At 63.0% G+C, this 26158-nt stretch carries 27 protein-coding genes; 13 read left to right on the top strand and 14 right to left on the bottom strand.

Translation table 11 applies throughout. The annotated features are described in order from the left end of the window. Positions 1-7: 7 nt before the first annotated feature. Positions 8-682: a TetR/AcrR family transcriptional regulator C-terminal domain-containing protein gene (locus GGC64_RS29610; protein WP_192726462.1), complete on the top strand. Its 675-nt coding sequence runs from the start codon at positions 8-10 to the stop codon at positions 680-682. Between the two features lie 17 nt (positions 683-699). Here GGC64_RS29610 and GGC64_RS29605 read toward each other — a convergent pair whose 3' ends face one another. The 3 genes from GGC64_RS29605 to GGC64_RS29595 all read right to left on the bottom strand — a co-directional run bounded on the left by GGC64_RS29605 (position 700) and on the right by GGC64_RS29595 (position 5134). After that, a complete protein-coding gene (locus tag GGC64_RS29605) occupies positions 700-1896 on the bottom strand; it encodes a cytochrome P450 (protein WP_192726162.1) in 1197 nt (398 codons plus the stop codon). Positions 1897-1967: 71 nt separating this feature from the next. Next, on the bottom strand, positions 1968-4091 hold the full coding sequence (locus tag GGC64_RS29600) for a molybdopterin-dependent oxidoreductase (protein ID WP_192726161.1): 2124 nt from the start codon (positions 4089-4091) through the stop codon (positions 1968-1970). A 653-nt stretch (positions 4092-4744) separates the two neighbouring features. Continuing rightward, entirely contained in the window at positions 4745-5134 is a 390-nt protein-coding gene (locus GGC64_RS29595; RefSeq protein WP_192726160.1) for a MarR family winged helix-turn-helix transcriptional regulator, read from the bottom strand. Positions 5135-5283: 149 nt separating this feature from the next. Here GGC64_RS29595 and GGC64_RS29590 point away from each other — a divergent pair, with 149 nt between their 5' ends. Both GGC64_RS29590 and GGC64_RS29585 read left to right on the top strand, forming a co-directional pair. Continuing rightward, positions 5284-6198 carry a spirocyclase AveC family protein gene (locus GGC64_RS29590; protein ID WP_192726159.1) on the top strand — a complete coding sequence of 305 codons (915 nt, stop codon included), beginning with the start codon at positions 5284-5286 and terminating at the stop codon, positions 6196-6198. Positions 6199-6214: 16 nt separating this feature from the next. Next, entirely contained in the window at positions 6215-6394 is a 180-nt protein-coding gene (locus GGC64_RS29585; protein ID WP_192726505.1) for a hypothetical protein, read from the top strand. A gap of 586 nt (positions 6395-6980) precedes the next feature. Here GGC64_RS29585 and GGC64_RS29580 read toward each other — a convergent pair. Together GGC64_RS29580 and GGC64_RS29575 are read right to left on the bottom strand one after the other, a co-directional pair. Beyond that, positions 6981-7526, bottom strand: a complete 546-nt coding sequence (locus GGC64_RS29580; RefSeq protein WP_192726158.1) for an SLATT domain-containing protein — start codon at positions 7524-7526, stop codon at positions 6981-6983. Further along, positions 7510-8376, bottom strand: a complete 867-nt coding sequence (locus GGC64_RS29575; protein ID WP_225952693.1) for a hypothetical protein — start codon at positions 8374-8376, stop codon at positions 7510-7512. The genes GGC64_RS29580 and GGC64_RS29575 overlap by 17 nt, the downstream gene beginning before the upstream one ends. Before the next feature lie 97 nt (positions 8377-8473). On the opposite strand from GGC64_RS29575, the gene GGC64_RS29570 reads away from it, so the two are divergent. Then, on the top strand, positions 8474-8902 hold the full coding sequence (locus GGC64_RS29570) for a hypothetical protein (protein WP_192726156.1): 429 nt from the start codon (positions 8474-8476) through the stop codon (positions 8900-8902). Positions 8903-9421: 519 nt separating this feature from the next. Here the strand turns inward: GGC64_RS29570 and GGC64_RS29565 are convergent. Beyond that, positions 9422-10360 (bottom strand): DUF6602 domain-containing protein, encoded by a 939-nt coding sequence (locus tag GGC64_RS29565; RefSeq protein ID WP_192726155.1) that lies wholly within the window; start codon positions 10358-10360, stop codon positions 9422-9424. 199 nt (positions 10361-10559) lie between these two features. On the opposite strand from GGC64_RS29565, the gene GGC64_RS29560 reads away from it, so the two are divergent. From GGC64_RS29560 to GGC64_RS29545, 4 genes are all read left to right on the top strand, one after another. Continuing rightward, positions 10560-11222, top strand: coding sequence for a hypothetical protein (locus GGC64_RS29560; protein WP_192726154.1), 663 nt, complete (start codon positions 10560-10562; stop codon positions 11220-11222). Positions 11223-11639: 417 nt separating this feature from the next. Beyond that, positions 11640-11798, top strand: a complete 159-nt coding sequence (locus GGC64_RS29555; protein ID WP_192726153.1) for a hypothetical protein — start codon at positions 11640-11642, stop codon at positions 11796-11798. A gap of 109 nt (positions 11799-11907) precedes the next feature. Next, positions 11908-12195: a hypothetical protein gene (locus tag GGC64_RS29550; protein ID WP_192726152.1), complete on the top strand. Its 288-nt coding sequence runs from the start codon at positions 11908-11910 to the stop codon at positions 12193-12195. Between the two features lie 182 nt (positions 12196-12377). Then, a complete protein-coding gene (locus GGC64_RS29545) occupies positions 12378-13895 on the top strand; it encodes a serine/threonine-protein kinase (RefSeq protein ID WP_192726151.1) in 1518 nt (505 codons plus the stop codon). A 419-nt stretch (positions 13896-14314) separates the two neighbouring features. On the opposite strand, the gene GGC64_RS29540 is transcribed toward GGC64_RS29545, so the two are convergent. Beyond that, positions 14315-14857, bottom strand: coding sequence for a thermonuclease family protein (locus GGC64_RS29540; protein ID WP_370582401.1), 543 nt, complete (start codon positions 14855-14857; stop codon positions 14315-14317). Between the two features lie 50 nt (positions 14858-14907). Then, on the bottom strand, positions 14908-15084 hold the full coding sequence (locus GGC64_RS29535) for a hypothetical protein (RefSeq protein WP_192726149.1): 177 nt from the start codon (positions 15082-15084) through the stop codon (positions 14908-14910). A 187-nt stretch (positions 15085-15271) separates the two neighbouring features. On the opposite strand from GGC64_RS29535, the gene GGC64_RS29530 reads away from it, so the two are divergent. Together GGC64_RS29530 and GGC64_RS29525 are read left to right on the top strand one after the other, a co-directional pair. Next, the gene (locus GGC64_RS29530) at positions 15272-15712 is read left to right on the top strand and encodes a hypothetical protein (RefSeq protein ID WP_192726148.1); all 441 of its coding nucleotides are present in this window, start codon (positions 15272-15274) and stop codon (positions 15710-15712) included. Positions 15713-15769: 57 nt separating this feature from the next. Next, positions 15770-16630, top strand: a complete 861-nt coding sequence (locus GGC64_RS29525; RefSeq protein ID WP_192726147.1) for an SAM-dependent methyltransferase — start codon at positions 15770-15772, stop codon at positions 16628-16630. A gap of 93 nt (positions 16631-16723) precedes the next feature. On the opposite strand, the gene GGC64_RS29520 is transcribed toward GGC64_RS29525, so the two are convergent. Continuing rightward, positions 16724-17569 carry a ParB N-terminal domain-containing protein gene (locus GGC64_RS29520; RefSeq protein ID WP_192726146.1) on the bottom strand — a complete coding sequence of 282 codons (846 nt, stop codon included), beginning with the start codon at positions 17567-17569 and terminating at the stop codon, positions 16724-16726. Continuing rightward, complete coding sequence (locus GGC64_RS29515; protein WP_192726145.1) at positions 17569-18285, bottom strand: ParA family protein; 717 nt, start codon at positions 18283-18285, stop codon at positions 17569-17571. Before GGC64_RS29515 ends, GGC64_RS29520 begins: the two co-directional genes overlap by 1 nt. A 444-nt stretch (positions 18286-18729) precedes the next feature. Here GGC64_RS29515 and GGC64_RS29510 point away from each other — a divergent pair, with 444 nt between their 5' ends. After that, positions 18730-19494 carry a hypothetical protein gene (locus tag GGC64_RS29510; protein WP_192726144.1) on the top strand — a complete coding sequence of 255 codons (765 nt, stop codon included), beginning with the start codon at positions 18730-18732 and terminating at the stop codon, positions 19492-19494. A gap of 172 nt (positions 19495-19666) precedes the next feature. On the opposite strand, the gene GGC64_RS29505 is transcribed toward GGC64_RS29510, so the two are convergent. Both GGC64_RS29505 and GGC64_RS29500 read right to left on the bottom strand, forming a co-directional pair. Continuing rightward, complete coding sequence (locus GGC64_RS29505; protein ID WP_370582400.1) at positions 19667-21298, bottom strand: carboxylesterase/lipase family protein; 1632 nt, start codon at positions 21296-21298, stop codon at positions 19667-19669. Continuing rightward, positions 21255-21788 (bottom strand): GrpB family protein, encoded by a 534-nt coding sequence (locus GGC64_RS29500; protein WP_192726461.1) that lies wholly within the window; start codon positions 21786-21788, stop codon positions 21255-21257. Before GGC64_RS29500 ends, GGC64_RS29505 begins: the two co-directional genes overlap by 44 nt. A gap of 753 nt (positions 21789-22541) precedes the next feature. Here GGC64_RS29500 and GGC64_RS29495 point away from each other — a divergent pair. After that, the gene (locus GGC64_RS29495; protein ID WP_192726142.1) at positions 22542-23336 is read left to right on the top strand and encodes a ParA family protein; all 795 of its coding nucleotides are present in this window, start codon (positions 22542-22544) and stop codon (positions 23334-23336) included. Further along, positions 23329-23697: a hypothetical protein gene (locus GGC64_RS29490; protein WP_225952636.1), complete on the top strand. Its 369-nt coding sequence runs from the start codon at positions 23329-23331 to the stop codon at positions 23695-23697. Before GGC64_RS29495 ends, GGC64_RS29490 begins: the two co-directional genes overlap by 8 nt. A gap of 30 nt (positions 23698-23727) precedes the next feature. On the opposite strand, the gene GGC64_RS29485 is transcribed toward GGC64_RS29490, so the two are convergent. Both GGC64_RS29485 and GGC64_RS29480 read right to left on the bottom strand, forming a co-directional pair. Further along, positions 23728-24396: a WhiB family transcriptional regulator gene (locus GGC64_RS29485; protein WP_225952635.1), complete on the bottom strand. Its 669-nt coding sequence runs from the start codon at positions 24394-24396 to the stop codon at positions 23728-23730. After that, complete coding sequence (locus GGC64_RS29480) at positions 24396-25610, bottom strand: helix-turn-helix domain-containing protein (protein ID WP_192726139.1); 1215 nt, start codon at positions 25608-25610, stop codon at positions 24396-24398. The genes GGC64_RS29485 and GGC64_RS29480 overlap by 1 nt, the downstream gene beginning before the upstream one ends. Positions 25611-26158 lie beyond the last annotated feature (548 nt).

Below are 26158 nucleotides of genomic sequence, written 5' to 3'. Positions count from 1 at the left end.
GAGCACGCTGATCGCCGCCAAACAGGCCGCCGCGACCAAAGCGTCGGGAAACGCACGGCGGGGCAAGCCGCCGACGCTGACCGAAGCGCAGATCGTCGACGCGGCGCTGGACATCATCCGCGCAGAAGGTCTCGAAGCACTGTCGATGCGCCGACTCTCTCGAGAACTTGGCCGATCAGCGATGGCGCCGTATTGGTATGTCAGCGATAAACGTGAACTTCTCGACCTCGTGGCCCACAAGCTGCTTTCGGAAGTAGAACTGCCCGAACCAGATTCGGGTCCGTGGGAGGAGCGGTTGCGCACCGTCTTGTACGGCATCGATGCGCGGCTGCATGATCATCCCGGTATCGCGACCGTGATGCTCGAGCGTATGCGCAGCACAGACCAGCGCCTGATGAACGGGATCCTGGCAATATTGCAGAGCGCGGGTTTTGAAGGACCCCGAGTCTTTCTGTCCTACGCGATGATCCATACCTACCTGTTCGGCCGCTATCAGGTGGTGGAATTGGACACCCCTGATCCCTCCGAGGTGGACCCCGGCGAGCTGGAGGACACCCTGGCCAAGCTGGTGCCCCATCTGACCGGTCTGCGCGGACGTGACTTCTTCACCTACGGCGTGGACACCATCATCGAGGGACTGCGAGCGCAGCTGTCGGCGAAGAAGAGATCTCGCCGCCGATAAGCAATGTCAGACAGCGGCTAGCCCGGGGTGAACTTGATCGGTAGACGAGTGACGGCGCGGACCGAAACATTGTCGTATACCAAGTCTCCGACAGCGGGGACGGTGTAATCCGGTATGCGAGTCAGGATTTCGTCCAACGCGATTCTGAGCTCCATCCGCGCGAGATGAGAGCCGAGGCAGCGGTGTGTGCCGCTGGCGAACACGATGTGGCTTTGGCGCCCGCGGTCGAAGTTCACCCTCAGGGGATCGTCATAGTGGGTGGGGTCGACGTTGGCGGCCGCCCAAAACGCGTGAATGGGCTCGCCCGCCTTGATGACCAGTCCGTCGCCCAGGTCGATGTCTTCGGTGGGATGACGCTGCCCCGAAGGGACCGGCGATTCGTAGCGCATGATCTCTTCGATGGCGGCTGGTAGCAGCGAGCGGTCGGCGATCAGTCGGTCCCGCTCCTGCGGATGCTGACCGAGCCAGGCGAAGATGCACGACAGCGACGAGGTCACCGTGTCGAGGCCGGCGAACATCAACAGGAACATGATGTTCAACAGGTCCAAGTCCTCGATCGGCTTGCCGTCGACCTCGGATCGCAGCAGAACCGAGATGACGTCTTCTTTCTGCTCGGTCTCCTTGCGGCGTTCGGCGAGGAAGTTCACGAAGTACTCGAGCAGTTTGGCGCCGGCGGCCGCCATGTTCGCTTCCATGTCCTCGACCGTGTCGCCCCGGGGATGGACTACGCCGTCCTTGAATTCGATGAAGAAGTCGAGGTCTTGGATCGGTGCACCGACGAGACGCAAGAACGTCAGAGACGGCAGTGGGACACAGAATTCGTCGTGCAGTTCGGCTTCACCGCGCGAGGCGAAGTTGTCGATGAGTTCGCCGGCGAGTTGGCGGATCTGCGCCTCCAGCGGGAACATCTGCTTGGGGCCGAAGATCGGGTCGAGCAGCTTGCGCCACTTTTTGTGGTCCTCGCCGTCGATCTCGAGAGGGATCAACGGGTTATCGTTTCCGAAGCTGCCGCCCTGGCCGCCGTTCCCGAGGATCGCTGGATGCCGGTTGATCTTGATGATGTCGTCATGGCGATAGAGATTCCAGACGCCGTTAGACTTCTCTGCGCGAATCTTGGCTGCCTTCTCGCTGTAGAGCGCCTGCGGGCTCGCCATCGCCTTGACCTGCTGGGTCAGCGGCGCAAGCCGCGGATCGAACTTCGTCGCTTGCGTCATCAGTCCTCGTTCTCGGGAGCCATTAGAGGCGGGGCTTGCGCCTCTAACCTTACACTGTAACGTGACTTGCGTTACAGTGTAAGCCCGGTTAGCCGTTTAGCTGTCTCTGTGAGAGATCCGATCGGCTCGACAGCCACCCAGGTCTCGTTGAACGCTGACATCTGCGATAGCGGGTCTTCCTCGGTCCGCGCCGTGAGCAGGTTGCGGTTGGCTCCGAGCAGTTCGGGATCGCCGCCGCCGACCGGGTCGAACACCCGCGATCCCCAGCCGTGTTCGACGATGACGACGCCCGGACGCGGCGCATCGGTCACCGCAACATCGAGCTCGATCGCCCCAGTAGCCGACCGCACGCGTGCGCGATCGCCATCCTTCAGGCCGAGCCGCGCGGCATCTAACCCATTGATTTCGACCCGGTTGCGGTCGACTATCTTCCTCGTGCCCGGCAGGTCGTTGAGGAACGAGTTCATCGAGCTGATCCGCCTACGGTTGCCGAGCCGCAGTGGCAAGTCGACCGGGCCAATATGCGGCGGGCAGGCCAGTTGTCGCCTGGCCTCGGCCACGAAGCGGCTGGGCGCGAGCCGGATTCGTTGATCAGGTGTGCGCAGCACACCACGTGCGTGGCCAAACTCCTTGTCGCCGAGCAGGACACCGTGGGGATGCGCGCGTAACTCGTCCCAAGAGATGCGACCGCCCCGCTCAACCGCCCGGCGCCACGACACTTCCGGCGACCAAGGTGGTTCGTCGGGGCCATAACCCGGAAGCTGCAGTGCGCGGCCGAGGCCGTCGTAAAACTCGTGTTCGGGCCGCACCTTCGGCGGAGGGTTGACCGCTTGCGGGGCGAACTGCGCGAACGGCAGCTCCTGCGTCACGTTGATATGTGGCGCAAGCTCGTTGCGCTCCAGCCAGTGGGTGCCGGGGATCAGCCAGTCGGCGTGGCGATGGCTTTCGCGCTGGACCATGTCGACCGCCACGAGCAGATCCAGATCGGCCAGCGCCTCGTCGAGCGCGTCGCCTTCGGGTCCGGACACCACCGGGTTGCCGTGGTCGATGAACAGCGCCCGAATCTGGCCTGGACCGGGAGTGATGATCTCGCCGGGCAGTTCGGCCAGCGAGTGGCAGCCCTCGATCGCAGGTCGCGTCGCCACCCTCGACAGATGTGGGTTGGGATCATAGGGAGGAAGTCGGGGCGGCGTGTAGCCCGGCTGAAAATACCTGCCGCCGCGACGATCCCAGTTACCGGTGACGATATTGAGAACTTCAGCCAGCCACAAAGCGAGCGTGCCCCTGCTGGTTTGTGAGACGCCAGTGCGTGCGGTGGCGATAGCGGTGCGGGCCCGGCCGAATCGCAGACCGGCCGCCTCGATCACCTCTGGTTCGACACCCGCGCGGGCCGCCAACTCGTCAAGCTGGGCATCCTCGGCGAGGCGGCGCAGGTCCTCGATACCGTCCTCGGCGTCGCAAGCCGCGCGGTCCTCGAGGTTGTCGTCGAAGATGACCTTGAGCATGCCGAGGAGGAATGCCCAGTCCTCGCCGGGCACGAGCGCCCAGTGCGAGGATGCAGCCGCAGCGGTCGGGGTGCGGTATGGATCGAGCACCATCAGGTCGGCCCCGCGCTCAACCCGGTCGAGGATCCGTTTCCACCCGTTCGGCACCGAAGTGATCCAGGTCATCTTGCTCTCGGCGGGATTCGCGCCGACGAACAAGAAGCAGTCGCAGTCGTCGACGTCGGGAATCATCGGCAGCAGTGTGACTCCGTACATTTCACCGTTGACGACCGCCTTGGCGTTGGTGTCGACAGAGCCCCAGTTGAAGATGCTCTTGCTGCCGACCGCACCCATGAACCGGATCAGTGCCGGCAGTGCGGTCGGGTTGAAGCCGGCTGGATTGCCGTAGTAACAGCCCACCGCCTCCGGTCCACCGCGGCCGATAACGCCGCGCACGGCTTCGGCGATTTCTGTGAACGCTTCCTCGTAAGTGGCCTCCACGTAGCGGTCGCCGACCCGTCGCATCGGCGCGAGGATCCGCCTGTGGTGCTCGACCAGTTCGGCGGCGGTGCGTCCCTTGACACAGAAGTCCCGCCACGACAGCGGGTTCTCCTTGTCGGGCCCGATGCGCACGATCCGGTTGTTTTCGACCGTCGCAGTGAGACCGCATCGCTGCGCGCAGATGCGGCAGTTGGTGTGGACCTGATGCACGCGTGGCTCCGTCCTGGCAGCAGACCTAAATTATATAACTATATTATGGTATTGGGTAGAGTCCACACGCCCTGGTCCTCCGCGCAGGCCGCAACGGGCTGACAGCGTTACTTCCCGGCCCTCTTTGCAGCGGCGGCGGTGCCCAGATCCTCGACCGCGACACAGGCGGCCTCGGCGTTCTCCTGTGCATGCAACCCTGGCCAGGCGATGGTCATCGCCGTGACATCCCGCGCTTGGCGGAGTACAACCTGTACCGCTCGAATACCGCCTCCGCGCTCGGTACCTCGGTGACTCCGCCCTCCGCACACCGTCGAGATAGCGCGTGAACAGATCATCCAATACGTGACCCCACGCAGGCCCGGCCCGCGCCAAACCACCTACCAATCGAGCAGACCCGAACGGCCGTCCGGCCGCGAGTAGCTGGTGCCAAGATGCGAATCGCCATGCAGCCCAAAGATCTTGGCAGGCAAACCGGCGCGCCGGCCTGTCGCGTTCCACTCCACCGCAAGCCGTCGACGATCGGTTGTCCCGGTGGTGCCGTCGAGCGGAGTCGCCGATGCGCGAGCGACGACTTGGACGGTTCGCGCTCGGCACCCACGGTGACTTCGACGCGACGAGCTCTGCAACTGCTCGCACTTTCGCCAGGGTGTTGGTCACAGCGCCGGGCCGATGTCGAGGTGGTGGCAGATGTCGGCCAGCGTCGCCCGCAGTTGCCCGAGCCGTTTTGCTCCGATGACCTCTTCGATCTCCGCGTTCAGCTGTTCGGCGATCGTGGCGGCGTCGGCGATCAGCGCCCGCCCCTTGCGGGTGTATCGGACGATCTTGGCCCTCCCGTCGACCGGATCAGGCACCCGCTCGACATACCCGAGATCCTCCAGTTCCGTCACGAGTTGACCGACGGCGTTTTTCGAGACGTCCTGCGCTTTGGCGATATCGGTGATGCGGCTGCCCTCCCAACCGAGGAAGACCATCAGACGCGCATGCGCAGGCCGCAAGTCCTTGTGGCCCAAAGCATGCGCGTGACTGTTACTGGCTCGGACCATCCACTCACCGAACTCAATCGCATGTCGTTGCAGTGAGTCCGCCTGGAACTCGCGAGTCCGACGTTCGTCCACAAGCACCCCCGGGGGTTGACAACACAATCCAATTTAGTGAAGGTTACTTCACTAAAGTCCGGCCGCGGAGAGGTGCGATGGTTCTCGCAACGCAAGACCTGATCCCTCCGGCCACCGCGGATCCGATCGGGGTGTGGTTCTTCGACTGGGTGATTCCGATCGCGGGAAGCGTCTTCATCCTGCTCGCGATCGCCGATGTTGTACGTCGGCGCCGTATGACCTGGGGTTTCCTGTTTCTGTTCAACAGCATGGCGGTGTACTGGATGGAGACCGCAGGCGACTGGGGCCAGATGCTCTTTTACAGTCCCGCGTTTGCCGAGCATCATCTGCTGGACTGGCTGCCGCTGAAGACGCCCCACGACCCGCTGTTCATGCCCTTCGCGTACGCCGTGTACTGGGGTGCGCATGCCCTGCTGGTGCTATGGCTCAGTCAGTGGGTGTCCGCTCGGTTCGGCTGGAGCATGCTCAAATCGATGATCGTGCTGGCTATTCCCGTCAACTATGTGTGGGACTTCGTGGTCGAGGGGACCGCGACCGCGCTGGGCTGGTGGACGTACGACCCGGGCATCGGCCCCGTGCTCGAGTGGGATAGCGGCGGTCGAATCACGTTGCTGTGGACCATCGGCATCATGTGCACCTGGCCGAACCTGATCGCGTATTGGGCGGGTAAGCCGCCAATCCGCGGCCTCAACCACTTGGAAAGGTTCTGTGGGCTTGAGCGGTTCATTCGAGCCAAAGTGCCTGCGCGCGAACCAGCTTCGGTGAATCGATCAGGCGCTGTCGCAGTGGCGGCCCAGTCGGCCGCGCTGACCGAGACGGAAGAGTTCGATGCGATGCTCAACTACGAGGTGACCATTGCGCGGTGGAAATTCGAGCTGATGCGGCTCGGCGCATGGTTCGTCGGGTTCCAGATCACCTTCGCCGGCTTCCTCGTCGGCCCACTTCTGATCCTCCGCGCCGTGCTGGGCGCGGACAGCCCGTATGTTCCCTGACGAAGAGGCCCACAGAATGCCCCGCGATTTCAACCGCAAGAACATGAAGGACATGCCCGCAGAGTTCTTCCTCCCGCCACCCACCAAATCCGGATTGTGGCGAGAGACAGCGGCATTGGCGCTGGGCTGTTACGCATTCATCACCGTTCTCGCGATCACCGTCGCGCTCATGCAGAACATCATCGTCCGCGTGTGACGGTGATCAACATCCCGGCGGCACCAGCATGGACTGCCACGTCTGCTGTCTACACCGTTGACCAGATTGGACTGTGTGTACACACAGCCCGTCCAGTCCAAGGTACGTGCCGTTTAGCGGGGCCGATTTGTCCTGCGTCTTGGCCACTGTAGGTTCTCAAGCTGCGTGGCGGATAGCGAACCTTCTAGCTGCGGATTTGCAGGATTCTCATCAAAATGGCGGACGCGTTTTTCTCATATTCGTGGCGGATCCTAGAACCACACGGTTGTGCAGTAGTTAGTCCGGACGTCGCGTCGGTGGGGTTCAGGGTGCCGCCAATCAGGTTCTTCTCTCGATACTCATGCATTAGGCAACGCGGATCCGATTGGGCTGATCAAGGTTTGCACTTCAAGCTGCCTGTGTCGCAGCAGCAATGCGATCGATCAGTTCGTTCGGCATTGGAGGCTCAATTTGTCGCCGTGAAACATGCCCATCCGGCAGATCGGTCAATTAAAGATGCTGTCCCGCAACATATCTAAGAGAAAGGTCATGAACAACCGCCAGTATCCATGAAGCTGCTTCATCCCTACTCGTCTAGTGCGGAATGTCAGCGCAGTTGTGGGGGAAGCATCCGGTCTAGCTCCTCATCACTGAATGCCAGCTGTTCGTTCTTGGCGAGCACTTCACAAGCCTTCGCATAAGCCTTCGGCGAAGTCTGTGGCGCGTGGGCATACAGGTCGTTCAGACGGTCGGCCAGTACGTTTCGTCTATTACGAAGCTCGTCGGGCGTACTGCCACACTTTTCATCGGCAATGAGCCGACCGAAATCATCTCGAATCGCGAGGAAGGCTTTGGCGCTGCTGCGATGCTCCGCCGCCTCTCGCTGAGGTTGAAAGCTGAGCTGGGCCGTCGCGAAGGCGAACGCTACGACTGCCGAGATGATCGAGACCAATTGAGCGGCAACTCCGTGGATTAGGAATGCAACAAGTGTTGCGGCCAACGTGACCGTAATGACGACGACGTTGGTCCACGTCAGCCATAAACTCTGCCGCACCTTGCGCTCCGCGTCCTTCTCATGGGTCTTCTGCGTCACTACGCAACGACCGAACGTTTGCCGGATCTCCGCTAGAAACGGGTCATTTGCCGAAGTCATCGCCGAGAACCTTTCGCCAGTAATGCCGGTACAACACATCGTCAGGATCGTGGCGGCACGCTTCCGCGGCGTCCTCCAACGCCTCTATGTACCAGCCGTATCCAGTTTCGATGGTCTTGGCCGTGCCGGGGAGACGATAAGTTGTTGTGTAGTTGTTGACCATGTACCGGAGGAAATCACGGACGAGCCAGTCGTCAAACGTGAACGAAGACCGTTCATCGCTCCACGTCTTGGCGAAGTCGACGGCCATGAGTTCCAGGACGATCGATTTGAGCTCGGTATCGCAATGACGGCGCCACGCTTTCATGTATCGGATCAAGCGCCGGAGTTGGCCGCCCAGGGGCCCGTCAGCGGCGTCCAATGCGCCGAGTTCTGCTCCATAGTCAGCTCTTTCCCATTCTCCGCCATCGCGAGTTACAGGTACCCATGCTTCCGCATACAGAATGTTGCTTCCGTCGGCGACAAGCACACCCGGTACAACTTCCACCGCGGGCTGGTCGGAGAAAGACACGACTACCACGGGCCCGTCTCCCCTTATTTCCGTGCGTGGGTACCGCTGCCTCAACACTTCTCGAACTTCCTGCAGCAGCGCGGACTGACCATTGCCGGTGTAGTCGTTGAACCGCGAGTAGGTACCAGGCGGCATACGGAACAGAACGTCCACATCGGCCAGTGGACGAATGCCGGTCTTTTTTGCCAATGATCCCAACTCCGTGACCGTGTCGGTCACGCTGGTACCTTCCGAGTAATACTTCGCGTTCATAGCTCGAGCGCATTCAACGATGCGTCCGATCCCTCGATCTACGGATTCTTCGTCTACAGCGATTGCCTTGTCGAAAGCTCGGAACATCTCGGACGTCGAGGGCACTAGTGCTCGCTCTCGTCCCGCAACTGCCGGATACCACGTCGCGGACCCGGCGAACGGGCCAAGCGTAATGTCGCTGAGTATGCAGGAACTGGAGCTGCCGACGTGGCTGAGTCCGCTGAATCCCTACGAAATCAAGGACCTATTCGAGGACCCCCGTCGCGAGCTGTCAGCGCAAGTCACTAACCGTCTGGCTGGCGGTCCGGGTACCGGCGTTCTAAACCCTGCCGACCAGGTAGGCAACATCCAGGAACCTGAGCACCTGTCTCTGGAACAGATCGAAGACCTACAGCAACTGAAGTTGGCACTCGATGAATGGTGGAACGGGTTGCCCGCGGACGTGCAGCAGGGACTGTTGAGTCCTCGCCCCGGCGGCAGAGTCGAAGGCAAATACCGCGAGTACATCGAGACCGTCGACCCAGAGTTCGCGTTGTCCGGCCAAGACCCGCGGGGACCCGTCATGCCTCCCAACCATATTCGCGGCTACTTAAAACTTGTCGCCAAGCACTGATGCCCAACGGACGTCGTGAGCGATTGAGCCCACCAAAGGGGCTTACGCGTATCGACTTCGCCGAGCGGACGTGACCGTTGCAATTTGCCAATGTCTTGAGCCAGCTCCCTGACTGCTTCGGCGTCTGCCGTCAGCCCTATGGCGACAGGTTTGGTCATCGGGCGTTTCGATGAATCTAGAGACCTCACGGAACCTGGTGCCTGCGATCAGGGCCGACTTGCTGCGTTGCTCGCCGTCGGCGACCTAGACAGCAGGCGCCGACATACCGGCAACAGTCGGCAGTCCCGGCAACTGGTCGGCGACAAATCGCGGAGTGGCTGTCGCGACCAACACGTATCGGCGCAAGATGAAGCGGTTGTAGGCATGGCTGTTGTGTTCCGAGCTTCAGCCGCCGCATTCGTCGCACGCGTATTCGCGGGCTGGCTGTCGACGAAGACCCACAAGGGGATTGAAGTCAATCTACGCGCCGAACATATTTGGGGCTGTTCGAAACCCATGCATGTCGGGATGCAACCATTGCTAGTACAGATACTGCCAATCGGAGTTGGGTATAAATCCCCTGCGTACATTGTCGACCATGAACGGAGTCACAAGCTCCGCGAGCTTCCAGCGTTTGAAGGCAAGCTGGCCGCTGGTGGGATAGGTGTTCGTAATACGGAACCCATCCGCGAGGGGGGTCAGCGACTTATCGTTTAGGGCGAGCGTGCCCCAGAGGGAACCGATGAAGTTGGTGACTGGGGCTAGTGGTTGCGGGTCGTCGTACCTATGACGCATGGCTGATAAGACGAGTGCTTCCGTACCGAGGATTTCCGCGACCTGCTCAGACTGCTGCTTCATGTACTTCTCAGGGAAGATCGATGTTGATCGAACCCAATACCCGAGATCCGCTACGCACATCATGTCGAGACCTAGTCGCGGCTCTTCAACCCCTTCGTCGAACTCGTCGAGGATGGCTTTTATCTTCTGCTTCGGATCGTCGGCGGTCTTCCAGCCATGGGAGCCACCGAGCAGTCCAAAGAATACCGGCGGCGCAAGGTACTGGCGCGGCGTGCCGTCGCGGATGGTCATTCCGCGCCGAAGCGTGTCGGCGTCTTCGTAAGCTTCCTTTATCGCGTCGCGGTCGACCGTTCGTTTGCAACTAAATGCTGCCGCCACGCCGGAAGCTAGCACCGACGACTTATCTCGTAGCTTCTCTGGGTAATGAGGATGGAAGACAACGAGATCGGTCTCTTTCGTGACCGACGGCCCGTGTTCCTTCTCCAACAAAATGTACTTCCTGGTGCCGGTTCCGTACTGCGGGGGAAGCCACTCCCTCAGCAGTTCCTCCCAATGCGATTCCGCACGGTGGCCAACGCGTTGGATGTTCTTCGGGTGGCGCGCCATCTCCGCGTCCCGCTCGTAGGCTTCGACAATCAACCTATTCACGTCCGCCAGCCACTGGTGATGCTCGTGCTCCATCATTCGATGGTAGGCACTGGCTCCGACCCGCTTCTCGGTTCATTCCGATACAACCGCAGCCGCTCTTTCGAATGCATCGGCCCCCTTATCCCGCGCCTGAGGCATTTGCGGAAATCATTAGCCACACAGCGGGAACGCACAGATCAAACATGAATCGACGACGCCGAGTCTCTGCACCCCGCCAACTACCATCGCCACCGTGACCGAAGAGCTGGAGCCCTCCCCGTTCGAAGCAGCCGTCAGCGCCCTCTCCGTAGGCGGTGTCGAGATTCTGCTCGCGTCCATGGGCGCGCCTGGACTGCAGGAAGGCGCGGCGGCCATCGAGCGGCTGGTGGATAAACGACGCCGGAAGGGCACGGAGCACGTCGCCTTTATTGCCGGGCAGGTCGGCAGCGACGAGCTGTTGAACATCATCCAGACCGACGACGAGCGCAGCGAAATCTTGTGGTCCAGCACGCAGACATCGATGTCCTCCGCAGACCTGAGAAAGCGGGTCTATCTCGCCCAGGTCGTGGCGGTGGCCATGACGAGCAGCGAGCCCATCGATGAAGCGCTGCTTATCGTTTCCGCGCTGAGGGAGCTTGATCGGCCGCACATCCGAGCGCTCGTGCGGATTCGTGAAGCCGACATGGCGAACCAGAAAGACCCCGGCCTTAACGACGACGTCCTCCAAGGCGCGCTAAGGGCAATCCCCTATCCAGTCTTGGCGGCGCTGGCCCGGACCGGCGTCGTGCGGCAAGGTTCCGAGCAGCGCGGCAACGGGCTCTTTTCCATCACTTACGCGGACACGCTCGGCATCACTGGCATCAGTGAGTTCGGGCGGACGCTGCTGGCGGATCTTGAATCGGTTGCGGAGGGATAGATCCACCGACGATCCGCGCCGCAACGGGAGGAAGCGACGTCCAATGACTTCACGCGTGCCGAACGGACACAGCTGGCATCGGTGCTCGGCTGCTCTATAGAAGATCTCCACGAGCGCCTGTCGGGATTCGTCGCCGCCGCCGAAGAAGAGCACGTGCGAATGATGTTGGGCCAACACGTTGATAGCCGCGGGCAAGACATCAAAATTTCCCGCCTGTCGCTACTGAATCAAGCACCCTTTCGGCGGGCCCCTGCCGACCGAAGGTCAAATAAGTGCACTGTTTCAGACGACCACGACGGAGAGCCGTAGCCTCCTGCGGGCTGTCCGTGCGCAGTTTCAGTACGAGCTTCGTGAGGCCACCCACGACACGATGGCTGCGGCTTTCGGGCAAGCGACAAAAGACGACGATGCCGATACGTGGCTTTGGTGTGCGACTCGGAGAACATCATCGAAGCGCTCAATGGCACTGTCGCGCGGCACGACGGCTCGCTGCCCAAGATCAGGAAGGCGGCAGGCACTGCAGGTGAATACGAGATCGCAGCATCCACATACGCCGCCTTGACGACGCGACTCTGATGGATGTCAACGGAGACCTCCTCACCGCGGCCGGCCTGCTGCTTGCGACCCTCGGATTGCTCTTCTCCGCATGGCATCCCGAGATGCAGCTGCCACTGAAGTGCCTACCATGGGCAAGTTCGCCGATCGAGGTCCGCGAATCGCTCAGGTCAAGCAAGCCTTGTTCTTTCGCGCCATTCCACTGCTGATCGCTATCGTCGTCATCGTTTTAGCTTGTGGCCCACCGGCCATCCTGGTCGTCGTACGAGCACTCACTGACGATTGGGGACATCGCTACGATCCGGTTCGCGCATTGTTCGTCGGCGTGTGGACTTTGAATATTGGCACGGAGTTCGCGGTGGCAGCGCAGGTTCGGAAGCTATGTATTAAGTGGCGCAGGTTGAATGAACGCGACTAGTTCGCGCACCGAGCGCCCAACGTCTCACTTCTGAGATCGATTTGACCTTGCTCGTTCTAGGTCGGCGCGCAGCCGAACGAACGCCGACGCACCAGTAGGCTGCGCCAATGGGCAATTCCGAGCCGAAGCACACAAGCCTCTTTTCGGCGGACTGCGGACCAGGGCATCGCTAACATGCGGGGATGCAGTTAGCCCCGGGGGACGACTTTGCTGACTACACGATTATCGATGCGTTGGGCGCCGGCGGTATGGGCGAGGTGTACCTCGCGCGGCATCCGCGTTTGCCGAGGCGCGATGCACTGAAAGTCTTGCCGGCAGCGATATCGAGGGACTCAACGTTCCGGGAGCGGTTCACACGCGAAGCCGACCTGGCCTCCGGCCTATGGCACCCGAACGTGGTCACTGTTTACGACCGCGGCGAGCACAACGGCCAACTGTGGATTGCAATGGAGTTTGTCGACGGCATTGACGCTGGCCAGCGACTCGCTGACTCACCCACGGGGATGCCCGTCGATGAGGTGATCACGATTGTGACGGCTGTTGCCGCGGCATTGGACCACGCGCACAAGCGCGGTCTGCTGCATCGCGACGTCAAGCCTGCGAACATCATGCTCGCCGAGCATGATGCAGCCGGCGAGGAGGACCGCCGAATCTTGCTGGCCGACTTCGGCATCGCGCGCCCCTTGGGCGAGGTCAGCGGTTTGACCACGACCAACATGACCGTCGGCACAGTCGCTTACGCCGCGCCAGAGCAGTTGATGGGTGAGGATATTGATGGGCGCGCCGACCAGTACGGATTGGCGGCGACCGCCTACCACCTGCTCACCGGTGAGCAGCTGTTCCCGCAGTCCAATCCGGCAGTAGTGATCAGCCGCCATCTGAACGCCGACCCTCCATCCTTGGCGGCCAAACGTCCCGGACTCGGGGCGCTGGATCCAGTGCTCGCTCGAGCGCTGTCCAAGCATCCCGCCGACCGATACGAACACTGCGCGGACTTCGCGCGCGCGTTGAAGGGGGCCACTTCGGCCGATGCCCATGCGGCCTCCGCACCGACCGCAACCGCCCCGAAAGCCACTGCGAAGCCAGCACCCCAGCCGAAGACCGCTACGGCATCAAATCGAAGTACTCGTCACCGATGGCTAGCCGCTGCCGCGACAGCCGCGATCGTGGCGCTGGCGATAACGCTTGTGCTCTGGCGACCGTGGCAGTCTCCGACTGCCCCCGACACAACCGCACCATCAACATCCAGTCCGGTGTCAGCGTCCACGGTCAGTTCGCCGTTTACGCCAGCTCCCGGGGCTGCCCCGGCGCAGCCGGCTGAGTCACCCCCAACCACAACCACGCCCGCGATATCGACCGCGGGGTTCTACGGCGAGTGGGGCCAACACGCAACGTCTGTCACCCTCGCGCCAGACGGGAGCGCCCACTATGCGGTGTGGTCCGGAGTGGCCAACGGCACGTCCTGGTCCGCCACATGGTCGGCGATGACCTCCAGCACAGCCATGATCGTTCTGACGACTGAGATGGAGTCGCACGGCGATACCGCCACTCAATGGCTAAACCGCTACAGCGGCGAAGCCTTCACCTTTACGTTGCGACCCGATGGTTATGCGACGATCACCGACCCCACCGGTAAGCCAGTCACCTTGTGCCCAAGAGGTACCGGATTCCGTGACAGTCAAGGGCTTTGCGGTGCCTAACCGTGGACACACGGTTGCCTTTGTCAGCGCAGCGGCCACAGATGAGCGATCGTGCGTCTCGAATGATGTCGTCGCACCTTTCTAAACCGTCTGTCATCGCTTTCGGACCGCTATCACTCCACTGCAGAGCAACTGCCAACCGGATGCGACGCCGATAATGCTGCGTTACGTCAGCGGTCGACATTAGAAGTTCTGATCCATCACCGGAATCATTAACACTGCCCTCCTCGCTCACTCATGCGTGGAGCAATCTTTGTCGGACAACCCCTTGCGCAAACCGCAGACTCACGAACATGGACGTGATCTCGTTGATCGGAGTCGCGGGTACACCTACGCGCCCGCGCTTAAGGCAATAGCGTCCAAACAGCACCGATCGTGTTGTCCCCCAACAGGTCCGGATTCCAAGAGGCGTCCGACGATCAGTTTGGGACAGACGCTGTCAGGCCGTTGCACGGTGGCCCCCACAGCCCGCGGCCTGTGGTCTTGGCTTCCTGTTCGGCAACGGCGATCTCGTCGGCCCGGGCCGACGGATTGTTGTGATAGACGTACGCACGGGCCATGCCGGCGCGGACCGCTTCAACCGAGTAGTCCCACCCGTCGGCCTTGTCCAGGAAGGCCAACGTGCGCCCATAGCGGTCGTACATCCCTTGGCTCGGATCCGTGATGAGCGCGACGCGTTGTCCGAGCAGAGTCGCTTTCGCGAACTCGGATGCTTCCGGGCCCCAGCAGCCGACGGTGTAGCCGGGCTTCTTGGTTTCTGGAGTGTCGATGCCCAACAGGCGGATGCGCAGCCGACCCCGGACGTCGTCGACGATGTCGACGGTGTCACCGTCGACCACCTTCAGCACCGTGGCCGTCGTCGCGATCGGATCGGCGTGCGCCGACGGTTGATCGATTGCCGGAATCAGAGATGCGCCAGCCACCGTCGCGACGGCAAGAACGAGGCGAGTCAGGCGGCGCACGTTTGCAATATGCCGCACCGACCTGTCAATTGTGACGACATCGCGCGGGGTTACGCGACGCTGACCTCGTCGCCGGCGCGGCACGCGGCAAGCGTCTCCTCGCGGAGCAGCTGGGCGATGCTGACGTCGCGGCGCTCCGCCTCCGAGCGCAGGGCGTCGTAGTCGGCGGGGCTGAAGCGCACGTACACACCCTCCGTGAGCTTGCGGGTCTCGGTCCCACGGCTCATGTTCACTCCTCTGGCGCCGTCGTGATGATCTGCGCGGCGGTGCGCGTGCTGCTAGTTTACGACATCGATGTCCTTAATTAGCGGCATCTGTCGTAATCGAATCTCCGCATGTCGCTATTTTGCCGTTATTTAGGAGCATAATGCTTCTACGGACCCCACGCACGGTCCGCGCCCGACCGGATCGAGGATGACGCAGCCTAAGCAACCACCACCCGGCGTTGAAACGGCACCAGAAGGACCTGTGGTGTCGTTGAAGGAGGCTGCCACCCGACTGGGCAAGGATCCGCGCACGGTCAAACGCGCGATCGAGGCCGGCGAGATTCGCGGCGGTGCGATTCCGCGCCCCGAACGCCTGCGTTGGTACGTCTACGCCGATGCGCTGCCGGGTGCAGCGGCGGGCGCCGCCCCTCCCCCGGCATCCGACACGGTGGTCGACGAACTGCGCGCCCAGATCGTGTCGCTGTCGGAGGCCAACCGGCTATTGATCGCCGCCCAACAGGAATTGCTCGACGCCGACAAGGCCGTCAACGACGCCTCCGAAAAGTATCGCGCGATCGCGAGCCGTTACCTCGACGCGCTGGGCCAATTCATGACGCCGGGCAACATCGGCGACCTGGCCGATCGGTAAGTCCAGCACGGGCGTCGATGGCTCGCGGGCCACCTCGTGCGTTCGTATCGTTGGCTGGTGCGCAGCGGACAACCCAGCCAGACCGCCTTGGCGGCGGCGCGACACCGCGCTGTCCATCAGGTATTGGAGGACGGCCGCATCTTCGCCGACCCTTTGGCGTGGCAGATCTTGGGTGAGGAGCATCCCGAACAAACGGTGACGGCGACCCGAAACGACCCGCACGCCAGGCGCCTTCGTCTGTTCATCGCGGCCCGGCACCGCTTCGCCGAGGATTGTCTTTCGTCTGCCGTCGATCGCGGGACACGCCAACTCGCCGTCCTGGGCGCCGGTTTGGACACCTTCGCATATCGAAACCCCTACCCGGGCTTGGTCACATTTGAGGTTGACCACCCCGACACCGCCGATTGGAAGCGTCGGCGGCTGCAGGAATCGGGCATCGCCCTCCCCCGCGACGTCGTGTATGTGGCGGTCGATTTCGAACGTGAGGACTTCATCGACGCGCTGACACGTCACGGCTTTGATCGCGGGCAACCGGCGTTCTTCATGTGGCTGGGTGTTGTTCCGTACTTAACGCGGTCCGCGGTCACGGCGACGCTTCGCGGAATCGCATCCGTGACCGGCGCAGAGGTGGTCTTCGACTACGCGGCACGTCTCCGCAACGAGTCAGACGTTGTGGTGCAGACACGGGAACGACTGCGTACGCGCACCGCAGCTATCGGAGAGCCACTCCAGGATCCGATCGAGCCTGAAGAGCTGCACCATCTGCTCGCGGCGACGGGATTCGCCAGCGTCGACGATCTCGCGAGCAACGACATTCGTGCGCGGATCTTTGGGGTCGCCGCCGGCGCTGATCAGGGAGGTGGGCACCTCCTGCATGCCGCCGTTTCTCCCGGACCCGAGACAGAAGAACGGCGCTAGCAGCGGTTCTCGCCGCACGCAGCGGTTTCGCCGTTGCACGACCAGACTGCGGCTACACGGCCGCCAATCGTCACGTGACGCCGGAGTGTGTCGTTAGACCGCAGCCGCTTCGTCGGCCAGTGCGGCGAGCAACGTCTTGACACCGTCGGGGCCAAGGTGTGATCGCAACGCGTCAGCGAGCAACTGTGGCTTCGAGTCGAATTCCTTTAGGGCGCTGACGATTATGCGCGAGGGGTTCGGCGGTCGCTTGCCAGTTGCGCCGTCGTTCTCGCTGCTGTCGTTCTTCTTGTCGAGAGCGGCTTGCCACCGCGCGACCTGTTGCTCGTGCGGAACACGCGCCAGCTGGCGGGCTTCCCTGATCGCCAATTCGCCTCTGCGCAAAGCTCTTTGCAATTCGGGCGCCAGTTGCAGCAGCGCACGCCGCTGCGACACCCATGTCTCGTGCTTGTGCAGCCGGCTGGCTGCCTCGTTGGCGCTGCCACATTCTTTGACGAGCGCTGCGACCGCCTTCGCTTCTTCGATGACGTCGAAGTCTTGGCGGTCGACGTTTTCGGCGATCGATGCCGAGATGAGAGTGACGCGGTCCCGGGCGATTTCGTCGTTGACAACGATGTCCAGATCGGTGCGGCCGAACTTGTGCGCGGCCGCCAAGCGCCGGCATCCGTTGATGACGACGAAGCGGGTGGTGATGCGGTCCTCGGGATATAACTTGAGGTATGCGCCTTTGGTGACCACAACCGCCGGCTGCAGCTGCATGTCAGCGATCGACTCCAGGTTCGACAGGTCCCCGAGATCCTCGCGGGGGTTCCGCGGATTCGGTGTCAGATCAGACAACGGTGCGGTGCGAGTGGATGCCCCGCTGACCAGTTGATCAACCGGCGACTGATCGCCGACGCCGGTGACTAGGGCGGCGAGGTTGGTCCGTCCTCCGCGGGCCATCAGCTGACTCCTCCGACGTTGAGTTCGAGCGCGAGCCGGTAGAAGTCTTCGCGCGCCCGCAACGAAACCCCGTTGGTCGCGTACTCGGTCACGACCTGGCCGTCAGCACTGGCGCGCGCATGCAGCTTGTAGTGACGGATCACGGTGTGCGCCAACGGCCATCCGTTGCCCCTGACGAACTCCTTGGTCTCCTCGAGGTCGCGCTGACCGTCGCGAGTCTCCCAGTTGTTGATGACCACGATGTACGGGATCCCGCGAGGCCGAATAACTTTGTTAATGGTCCGCGCGGTCGGGTCGAAGCTCAGCGGTTCAGTCTCCATCGGAACGATGACACGGTCGGCGACGTCGAGAACAACCCGCAGGGCCTCTGCGGCCGGTCCTTGGCCTAGTGGGTCAGAGACGTCGTCGCCACTGGCCAATTCGATCCAACCCGGAGTGTCGACATAGACATGCTGAATGCCCGGCAATTCACCGAGGCGCTTGAGCGCGTCGAGGTCATCGTTGTCCGCCTGTACAACGTGGAACGGCAGGTCGTTGACGCGCGACGCCCACCAAATCGCGGACCCCTGCGGGTCAATGGAGACTGCTGCCACCGGTGAGCTCGCGTTCGGATCGTCGCGGTGGGTGAGAACATCAGCCGTGACGGCGGCAAGGTTGACGGTGATGGTGCTTTTACCAACGCCGCCCTTCTGATTGAGAACGACGTTAACAGCCATTGATATGGCCTTTCCGTATGCTTCCCTCGCCTAGCGAGGTACTTCGGATGAGACAGCTGCAGTCTACGGTGATGCGCTTAATCTCTCGCGCCGACACGCTGGGCGAAAAGCGTGGAGGCACACCGGTTGTCGGTGCGCCGAGGCCACAGCCAGGTCTGACGATCTTTACCGCGGTAAAGATTTGAACGGTTCCATTCTTTACCGCGGTAAAGAATGGGAGGCCAGCGAGCATCGAGCCGCACCCGCCATTGATCGGGCTCTGCCGGCGAGGTCGCGAATCACGGTGCATGCCAGTTACGTTCACGGTCAGCGACTGGGCGGCGTCGCTCCCGTCGCATCGACGCGGATGAAATGCGCTGCAGCGACTCTAGATTCGGCTGGTGTCCCGGAAAGGCCGGCGCGTCGCAACGAGCCCGTTCTATCCGTCAGTGAAATACTGACAGGGTGGCTACCCGGCCCAAGGTGCATCGCTCGGAGGTGGCCACTGCCATCACTAGAATCGCACGTCGCAGGGCTAAAATCGACGATCGACACCTCGAATTGTTGCCCGATTCAGCCGCTTCCGACCCCCGCGAAGTACTCGACTATCTACGCAGATTCAGCGGCCCGGATATCCCCCGCTGGGTGCTGCAGGCCGATGTCTGCGACGCCCTGACCCTCAACAACTGGCTGTGGTGGGAAGACCGTCGCCGTGAGTTGTATTTTCTGAAGGCCGGCCGCGATCGCGGCCTGTTTCTGTCTCAGATCGGCGCGCAAGTCGGCGTCGGCAAGCAGGGCCTGATCGATCGCATCGACCGGCTCGAGGCCCTGCTGCGCTACGACCGGCCCGACGAGAAGATCAGCCGCGCAGCGCGCCAAACCGAACGCGAGCGCCAGGCCCGCATGCCGACCGAGGAGGCGTGGTTCCACGCCCGTCGCGACGAGCTGATGAACGTCATCAACGGCTTCGTGCAGCAGGCGGACCGATTCGAGATCGACGAACGCGAATGGGTCGACGAACTCGAGATCGACGGCCGCGACGACCAGTTCACCTCCTCGACGATGGTGATCCTGGGCCTTGCGGCCTCCGAGTTGCGCACCGCGCCCGCGGTTCTCGAACTAGACAGCACGCGCCCGTACACGGTGCACACGCTCCTGGCCCGCGCCGACAACCTGCGCAGCCAGTTCGCCGAACTGGGCGCGAAGGCCACGGCACGGCTCCCGGCCTAGCATTTGGGTACTCGCTAGCAAAGTGGCGATTCACCGTTTTCCGCCTCTACTGACGACGCAACCTGTGGATTCGCGCCGTCAAATCTTTACCGCGGTAAAGTGGCAAACAGATTCACGTCGCCTGCGTGCCGGCTGGGCGGGGTGCCGTTGCCCAGATTCCAGGGCAGAGGCGTCAAGCGGAGGGCTTCTTGTCAGCGGTTTCTTGGCGTGGGGCGTGTCCTGGTAGGTCGAGGATGCCGAAGTCGTGCTCGCGCCAGATCCGGCGCGAGCCCTCCTCCGGGTAGGGCCCGGTAAGCAACTCCGAGGCGTACACCCGAGTGGTCCCGGTGTCCGGGTGATAGCGCGGCCATCCGGGGTCGCCGGAAGTCGCAAAGCGCACCCAGTCGCTGCGCATCCGGTCAGAAACTCTCCGCAGCTCCTCCGCGGCGTTCGCCAGGGCGGACGCGTGGTTGCGCACGTCCTCGATGCTGAGCGTTCCGAACACGAGCAGCAGATCCAAACTGTGTGAGGCGCCCTCGTCTCGGTTGAAGCTCCAGCACAACTCATACATCCAGGCGCGGCCGCCGCCGCTGTGCTGGGCGTCGGCGAGTTGAAGAGTCGGCATTCGAAACAGCCAGTCGGAGTTGAGAATTTCATATCGTTGGCTCGCGTTCGCGTCGGGGTATTCGGTGCGGTAAGCGTCGCCGCGGATGGCCAGCGCGAGTTGGTCGAGCCTGGCGGACACTTGCTCCTCGGGCATCTCTACTCCGCGGTAGGGGTTGAAGAGCGAGTACTCGTCGCGGGTGTGGCCGACGAGTAGCTCGATGTCGCGTGCGGCGCCTGTCGCGAGCGCGCGCCAGGGCACCTCCACGATGATTTCCCCGTCCACGATCGGCGAGAACGGCGTGGGTGTCAGCGCCATCGGCCCCCACGCCTCGACGAATTCGGGCATCTTTTGGAGCACCGACTCGGTGGCTTCGATCAGCGTATGCGGTGAGATACGCGCGAGCTCGTGCGCGGCCGGTCGCGCCCCGAGTTCTGCGGCGATCGCTTCGGACACCGTGGACGCCAGGTCCGGCGAGAAGAACGTTCCGGGAACGCTTTGGGCTATTGCCCGCCGGAACAGTCCGGTTGCCATCGGCATTGCGAGTAGGGCAGCGACGGAGCCGGCGCCGGCGGATTGGCCAAAGACGGTGACCGTGTTCGGCTCTCCCCCGAGCGCAGCGATGTTGTCTTGGACCCACCGCAAGGCGGCGACCTGGTCGAGGATGCCGCGATTGTCCGGCGCTCCGTGGATATGCGCGAAGCCTTCAGCGCCAACGCGGTAGTTCATGCTCACGACGACCACGCCGCGGGCGGCGAGCATTGCGCCGTCGTGGTGCGGGTTGGCAGAACTGCCTTGCAGGTACCTGCCGCCGTGGATCCACACCAGCACGGGCAGCCCCGCGGCTCCCAGGACGGGCGACCAGACATTAAGCGTCAGACAGTCGCCCGAGCCGTCTGCCGCGGTTCCAGACACCGAAGACATCACCGCGCCGCTGTGACCGGCCTGCGGTACCGGTGGGCCGAACGTGATGGCCTCGCGAACGCCGTCCCAGGGCATTACCGGCACAGGCGCCGCGAACCGTCGCAGGCCGAATGGCGGCTCGGCGTAGGGGATCCCGCGGAACACCGCAACGCCGCTCTCCCACCTGCCGCGCACGACGCCTGCCTTGGTTCGGACGTCAACGTCGGCGCCCGTCACGGATTCCCAACCCCTGTTGTCGCGGATCGGCACGCTTTCATTGCAGCCCTGGTCGAGGTAGCGGATCGACGCCGCCTGCACGCAACGTGCTGTCGATGAAAAGGGTCTTGGCTCGGGTGTAGGCCTCGCGGTCGTCACGAAAGGCATTGGCCAAACGTCGTTTCAGCGCCCCGTTTTGATCGCGTAGGCCACGGTTTGCACGCAGTGCGTCTCGAAACACCCGCAGTTCAGCGACATGGGGATCGTCGCGCTGGGCTAGATAAAGATGGTGCGTTCGCGCTTCGGGACGGCGCCGGAGCATCCATAGCCGCCAACGTCCGTTCGGGTCCGTCGGCCAGTAGAGCCATCGGTCGTTCTCCAGAACCGACACCGCCGCGCGTGCCTCGGCCAGCGCGGTGACTGGAGCGAGGATGTCGATGACTGGCTTGGCGGCTAGCCCGGGCACCGACGTCGATCCGACATGCTCGACCGGTGCGCCGAGCCAGGGTTTAAGAAGGTGCGTCAGCTGGTCCCGCTGCTCGGCGAATTGGCTGGGGCAATGAGGGTCGTATTCGACGACGGTGACCGGCATGTCGACCACCGGTTCAGCGTACGTCGGGGTGTCGGACCGGCAGCAGTCACGTCCGCCGGGTGCGCTCCCCCATCGCAGCGCTCGAAACGGCGTTGCATCGTTCTATTACTCGGGATCCGAAGGCTCCCGACGGTACCGCCCGATTTCGTCACCGTGACACTGTGAAAATTCATCGATGATCGTGCAATGACGCAACCGAGTCGGCGCCGCAGCGATCGGCCAGGTCGTCGCAGGATCACACGGTCACTGCGTGATCCCGTCATCCCGTCGCACGGTAGCTGTGTGACAGCGTGATTCGGTCATCGGCTCACCGAGTCGCACAATCATTGCGGCACAGCGTGATTGCGTCACGCCGCCACTCGGTGATCCCAACACACGATCACAACGCCACTGCGTTATGGGATCACCTCATCACGGCGCGATTCGATCACGTGGTCATACGGTCACGCGGTGACCACATCACAGCATCATCTCGTCACCACGTGACTGCGTGATGAAGTTGCGACGTGTTCGGATCATCCGATCGCTCGGTGACCGGGTCACCAAGTCATCTCGTCGCTGGGTGATTGGGTGGCCGACTGATCCGATCATCCGGTGATGCGATCGCCCGGTGGCGCCATCACGGCCTCACCGGATCGCCCGGCGATCACATCACAAGGCGATCACATCACCCCAACACGCCGTGATGGCGTCGCTCCAACGCCGAATCACCCTGGTCTAATTCGTGTAACTCAAGTTAAAGGAGTGACTGCTGTGAAAGCGGAAGTAATCGCGATCGCCAATCACAAAGGTGGGGTGGGCAAGTCCTTTACCGCGGTGAACCTCGCCGCCGGCCTGGCGCGGGGCAATTGGCGCACCCTTCTCGTGGACTGCGACCCGCAGGGCAACTCGACGACCATGTTCGATCCCGAAGACGACGTGGAGTTCGACATCTACGACCTCATCCGGGAAGGAACGCCGGTCAGCAAGGTGATCCGCCCGACGCGGCTGAACAATCTCGACTTGGTTCCGTCCACGCTCGCGGTGGCCAAGCTCGACCAGGAACTCGTCACCATGCACCGCCGCGAAGAACAGCTCGCGATGACGTTGCAGCCGATCTATCAGGACTACGACGCGATCGTCCTCGACCTGTCACCGAATCTTGGGCAGTTGGTGATCACCGCGCTCAACGCCGCGGACTGGTTGATCGTGCCGACCGACGCCAGCAAATGGGGCAGGAGAGGGGTGAACATGTTCCTCGAGTGGTCGGCCACTTTGCGTCAGCACCAAGTGCTTTCGGCGACATTCCTCGGTGTGCTGTTGACGAAGTACGAGTCGCGAACATTGGTGAGCCGCGAAACGCTCAAGGCGTTACAGGGTGACCGCCTGCCGATGTTCAACACCATGATCCCGAAACGTACTGCGGCAGAACGGATGGTCAGCGATCAGGTCATGCTCGGCGACGAGGACGCCGACCCTGATTTGGCGGAGGCGTATGCCAACTTCACTGTGGAGGTCATGTCCCTCGTCGATGAGGGCCGACGGAATCGAGGGAAACATCATGCCTAAGAAGGACACTGCCACAGCGGTTCTCAGCATGCTCTCCACCGCGGGGGCGCAGACACGTCGGATCGGGGAGAGTCCCGAACCGGTAGAGGAGATCGTTGACGCTCCGGTCGTCACAGTGACGGAACAGCCGCAGGCCTCGGTAAGTCCGCTGTACAGCGCCCCGCAGCCGCTACCGGCCGAGGCGGCTTCCTCGAAGGCGCCACGCACTCTGCGGCTGCGGCCAGCCGCTGCGTCGCGACTTCGCGATGCGTGGCTGGCGGCCAAGCGTGACGACGTCCTTTTGACTGCACAGGATTTCGCGTCGGACCTCGTGGAAGAGGCCTTGGCCCGCCGCGCGCTGCTGCACGACGCGACGTCGTAGCCACGCGGAATCTTTACCGCGGTAAAGATTTCACGCGCTCTGAGCCTGATCGAGCAGCTCGGTCAGCCAACCGTCGCGATCCAGCAGCACCCAGCGGCTCTGGCGCCAGTAGAACGGCACCTGCCCGGGGTCGCGATGCCCGTCGACAAGGTAACCGAACCGGGCGGACAGGTTCGGGTCCAGCGCGGCGACCATCTCCGCGCAGCGGTGACACGCCGCGAACAGGTCTGGGGGAGCAGGCGATTCGGGCCGCATCGCACGCCGGGTCACTATGCGGTCCAACGACAGTCGGCAATCCTCGGCGAGGATCTCACAGTGTCCGCTGCTGCGCGCGAGCACCGCAGTCCGCGCCGACGCAGGTATCAGTGGGGCCGCGGGTCGATGCAGGCGGGCTGGTATGCGGTCGGCTGCGCGTGGCCGCTCCTCGGGCGCCGCGGCAACCGGGGCCGCCTGTTGCAGCACGTCGGCGACGATCGCTCGCAGGTGAGGAACCGCGTCGTCGTGGCGTCCATCGATCCATACGCCGGCCCAAAGTCCCCAGGATGCACGGCATTCCAGCGCCTCCCGGGCACACCACCGTCGCGCCGGGCATGACAGGCAGCCGGCGAGCGCATCGGCGTGACGACCCCGCTCGAACCACGGCTCGGGATCGCGTTGGCACGGCAGCACATTCGGCGGCGGCGGGGGAGTGGCGCGCATCATCGCGCACCGCCGGCGCCGGGCTCGCCATGGCGGCGCTTGGCGCGCTTGAGAATCTCGTCGAGCGCTCGCCGTGCGGCCTCGCGCCCCGGTCCCGACAGCGCGGCGCGCCCCGCATCCCGGGCGGCGCGGGCGGTTTCGCGCTCGGCCAGTTGCCGCACGACACGCTCGCGAGCCGCGGCCAGTTCCGCGGCCTCGCGCTCCTCGTCCAGGGCGGCCGGCCGTTCCTGCAGATTGCCGTGCGCGGCCAGGATCGCGCCGAGCAACCCGATCGGTCTGTGAGGGTTCTCCGGCAACCAGTGCCCGGTGCCGATCCAGTCGGTGATCAGCTGGTTGATGTCGCGTGGAGTCCACCCGTGCTGCGCCGGTCCGGTGAGCACCCACGCCCACGGCGTGCCGGTGCGGTAGCGCCTGGCCCAGGGGGGACTTTGCTCATCGAGCACCCATTTGTTTGCCAGCGCGAGACCTCGGTTGTCGGGGCGAGTGCGCCGCGCAGCGGCGCTGCTACCGGCGGCTTGCCGCCGGGTGCGTGTAGTGAGTACTGATTTAGGTGAGGTTTTTTTAGGGAAATACGACCCTTCGGGATGGGGTGACAGCGGTTGAATCCGACTGTCGTGCAATGCCCATACCGAAGCCCAACCCCGCCCTTTATCCCCAACCCGCCAGCTTGCAAACCGCTCGGCGCGGGTGCGCTGCCTGCCGCGCATCACCTCGGTCGCCACCCCCAGCAGCCGCAGCGCCGTGGAGGCGCGCTGCACCGTGCGCACCGACAGTCCAGTCATGGCCGCAAGCCGCTCGTTGGAGGCGCGGCAGTTACGCCCGGTGCGGTGTTCGGCGAAGGAGGCGCGCGCTTCGGCCACCGCCACAAGCGATTTCAAGCTCACCGGATTGTTCGGCATGGCGGGGCGCACATGGCTGTCGTAGCGCTCGCGGTAGGCCGCAGGGACGACCTCGTGCGCCCAGCGCCGTGCCCGACCGCTCCAGCAGGGAATGGCGCCCCAGGCCGCGTCGACTTCCAGCACGATGCGGGGCAGTCGGTCGAAGCAGTGCGCACCCGCGCGGCGTATCCAGACGGGTGCGGTGTGGGCGGTACCGCGGCGCCGCATCCGTTGGCTCGAGCCCTGATATGGGCGAGTGATGGTCGATCCGTGACCACGGTGCGCGATAACTAGACCGCCAGATGGGCGTGCGCTACCGTGGAATGCGTCTTTCATGACGATTCCCTTCCAGCGATGGGGAGAGCGCGAAAGCACGACGGTTCGAGCGGCAACTCGAATCCGACGACCCTCGGTCCGCAGGACCGGGGGTTTCGCCGTAGGTGGGGCTATCGCGTATGCGTATGAAGTTGTGCGGTATGGGATTTCAGCCGAGCCGGCTGGTGTCGGGGACTCCTATCTGGCGCCTGGTCGACGCGGATATCCGCGTTTGTACTTGTGTCCATTCGACGCGGATATCCGCGCTACATGGCAGCATGCCGCAGGTCGCGGCCCATTCGGTGATGACACGCCGCACCAATAGTCACATCAGTCACGGCCGTTATGGTGCCGGCTGGTTCTCGCGAGCCGGCTTGACTGACTGCCATCATCTAATTCTCTGCCCGCCGGGCAGGTGCCCGGTGCAGAAATTCGTACGGTTCGCGGCGGTATGCGGGCGTCGGCACCGGGCTTCTATTCTGCTGTCGCAGCGTGGCAAAGACGTGTAAGGATGTCGGGCGGAGGCGCTTTTCGTTGTCGGCTATCCACAGCCTGTGGATAGCCCAGTT

Origin of the sequence: Mycobacterium sp. OAS707 (genome assembly GCF_014873705.1) — a bacterium.
Classification (GTDB): Bacteria; Actinomycetota; Actinomycetes; order Mycobacteriales; family Mycobacteriaceae; genus Mycobacterium.
Note: the sequence above shows the minus strand (reverse complement) of the source record. Positions and strands in the feature narration are given on the sequence as shown.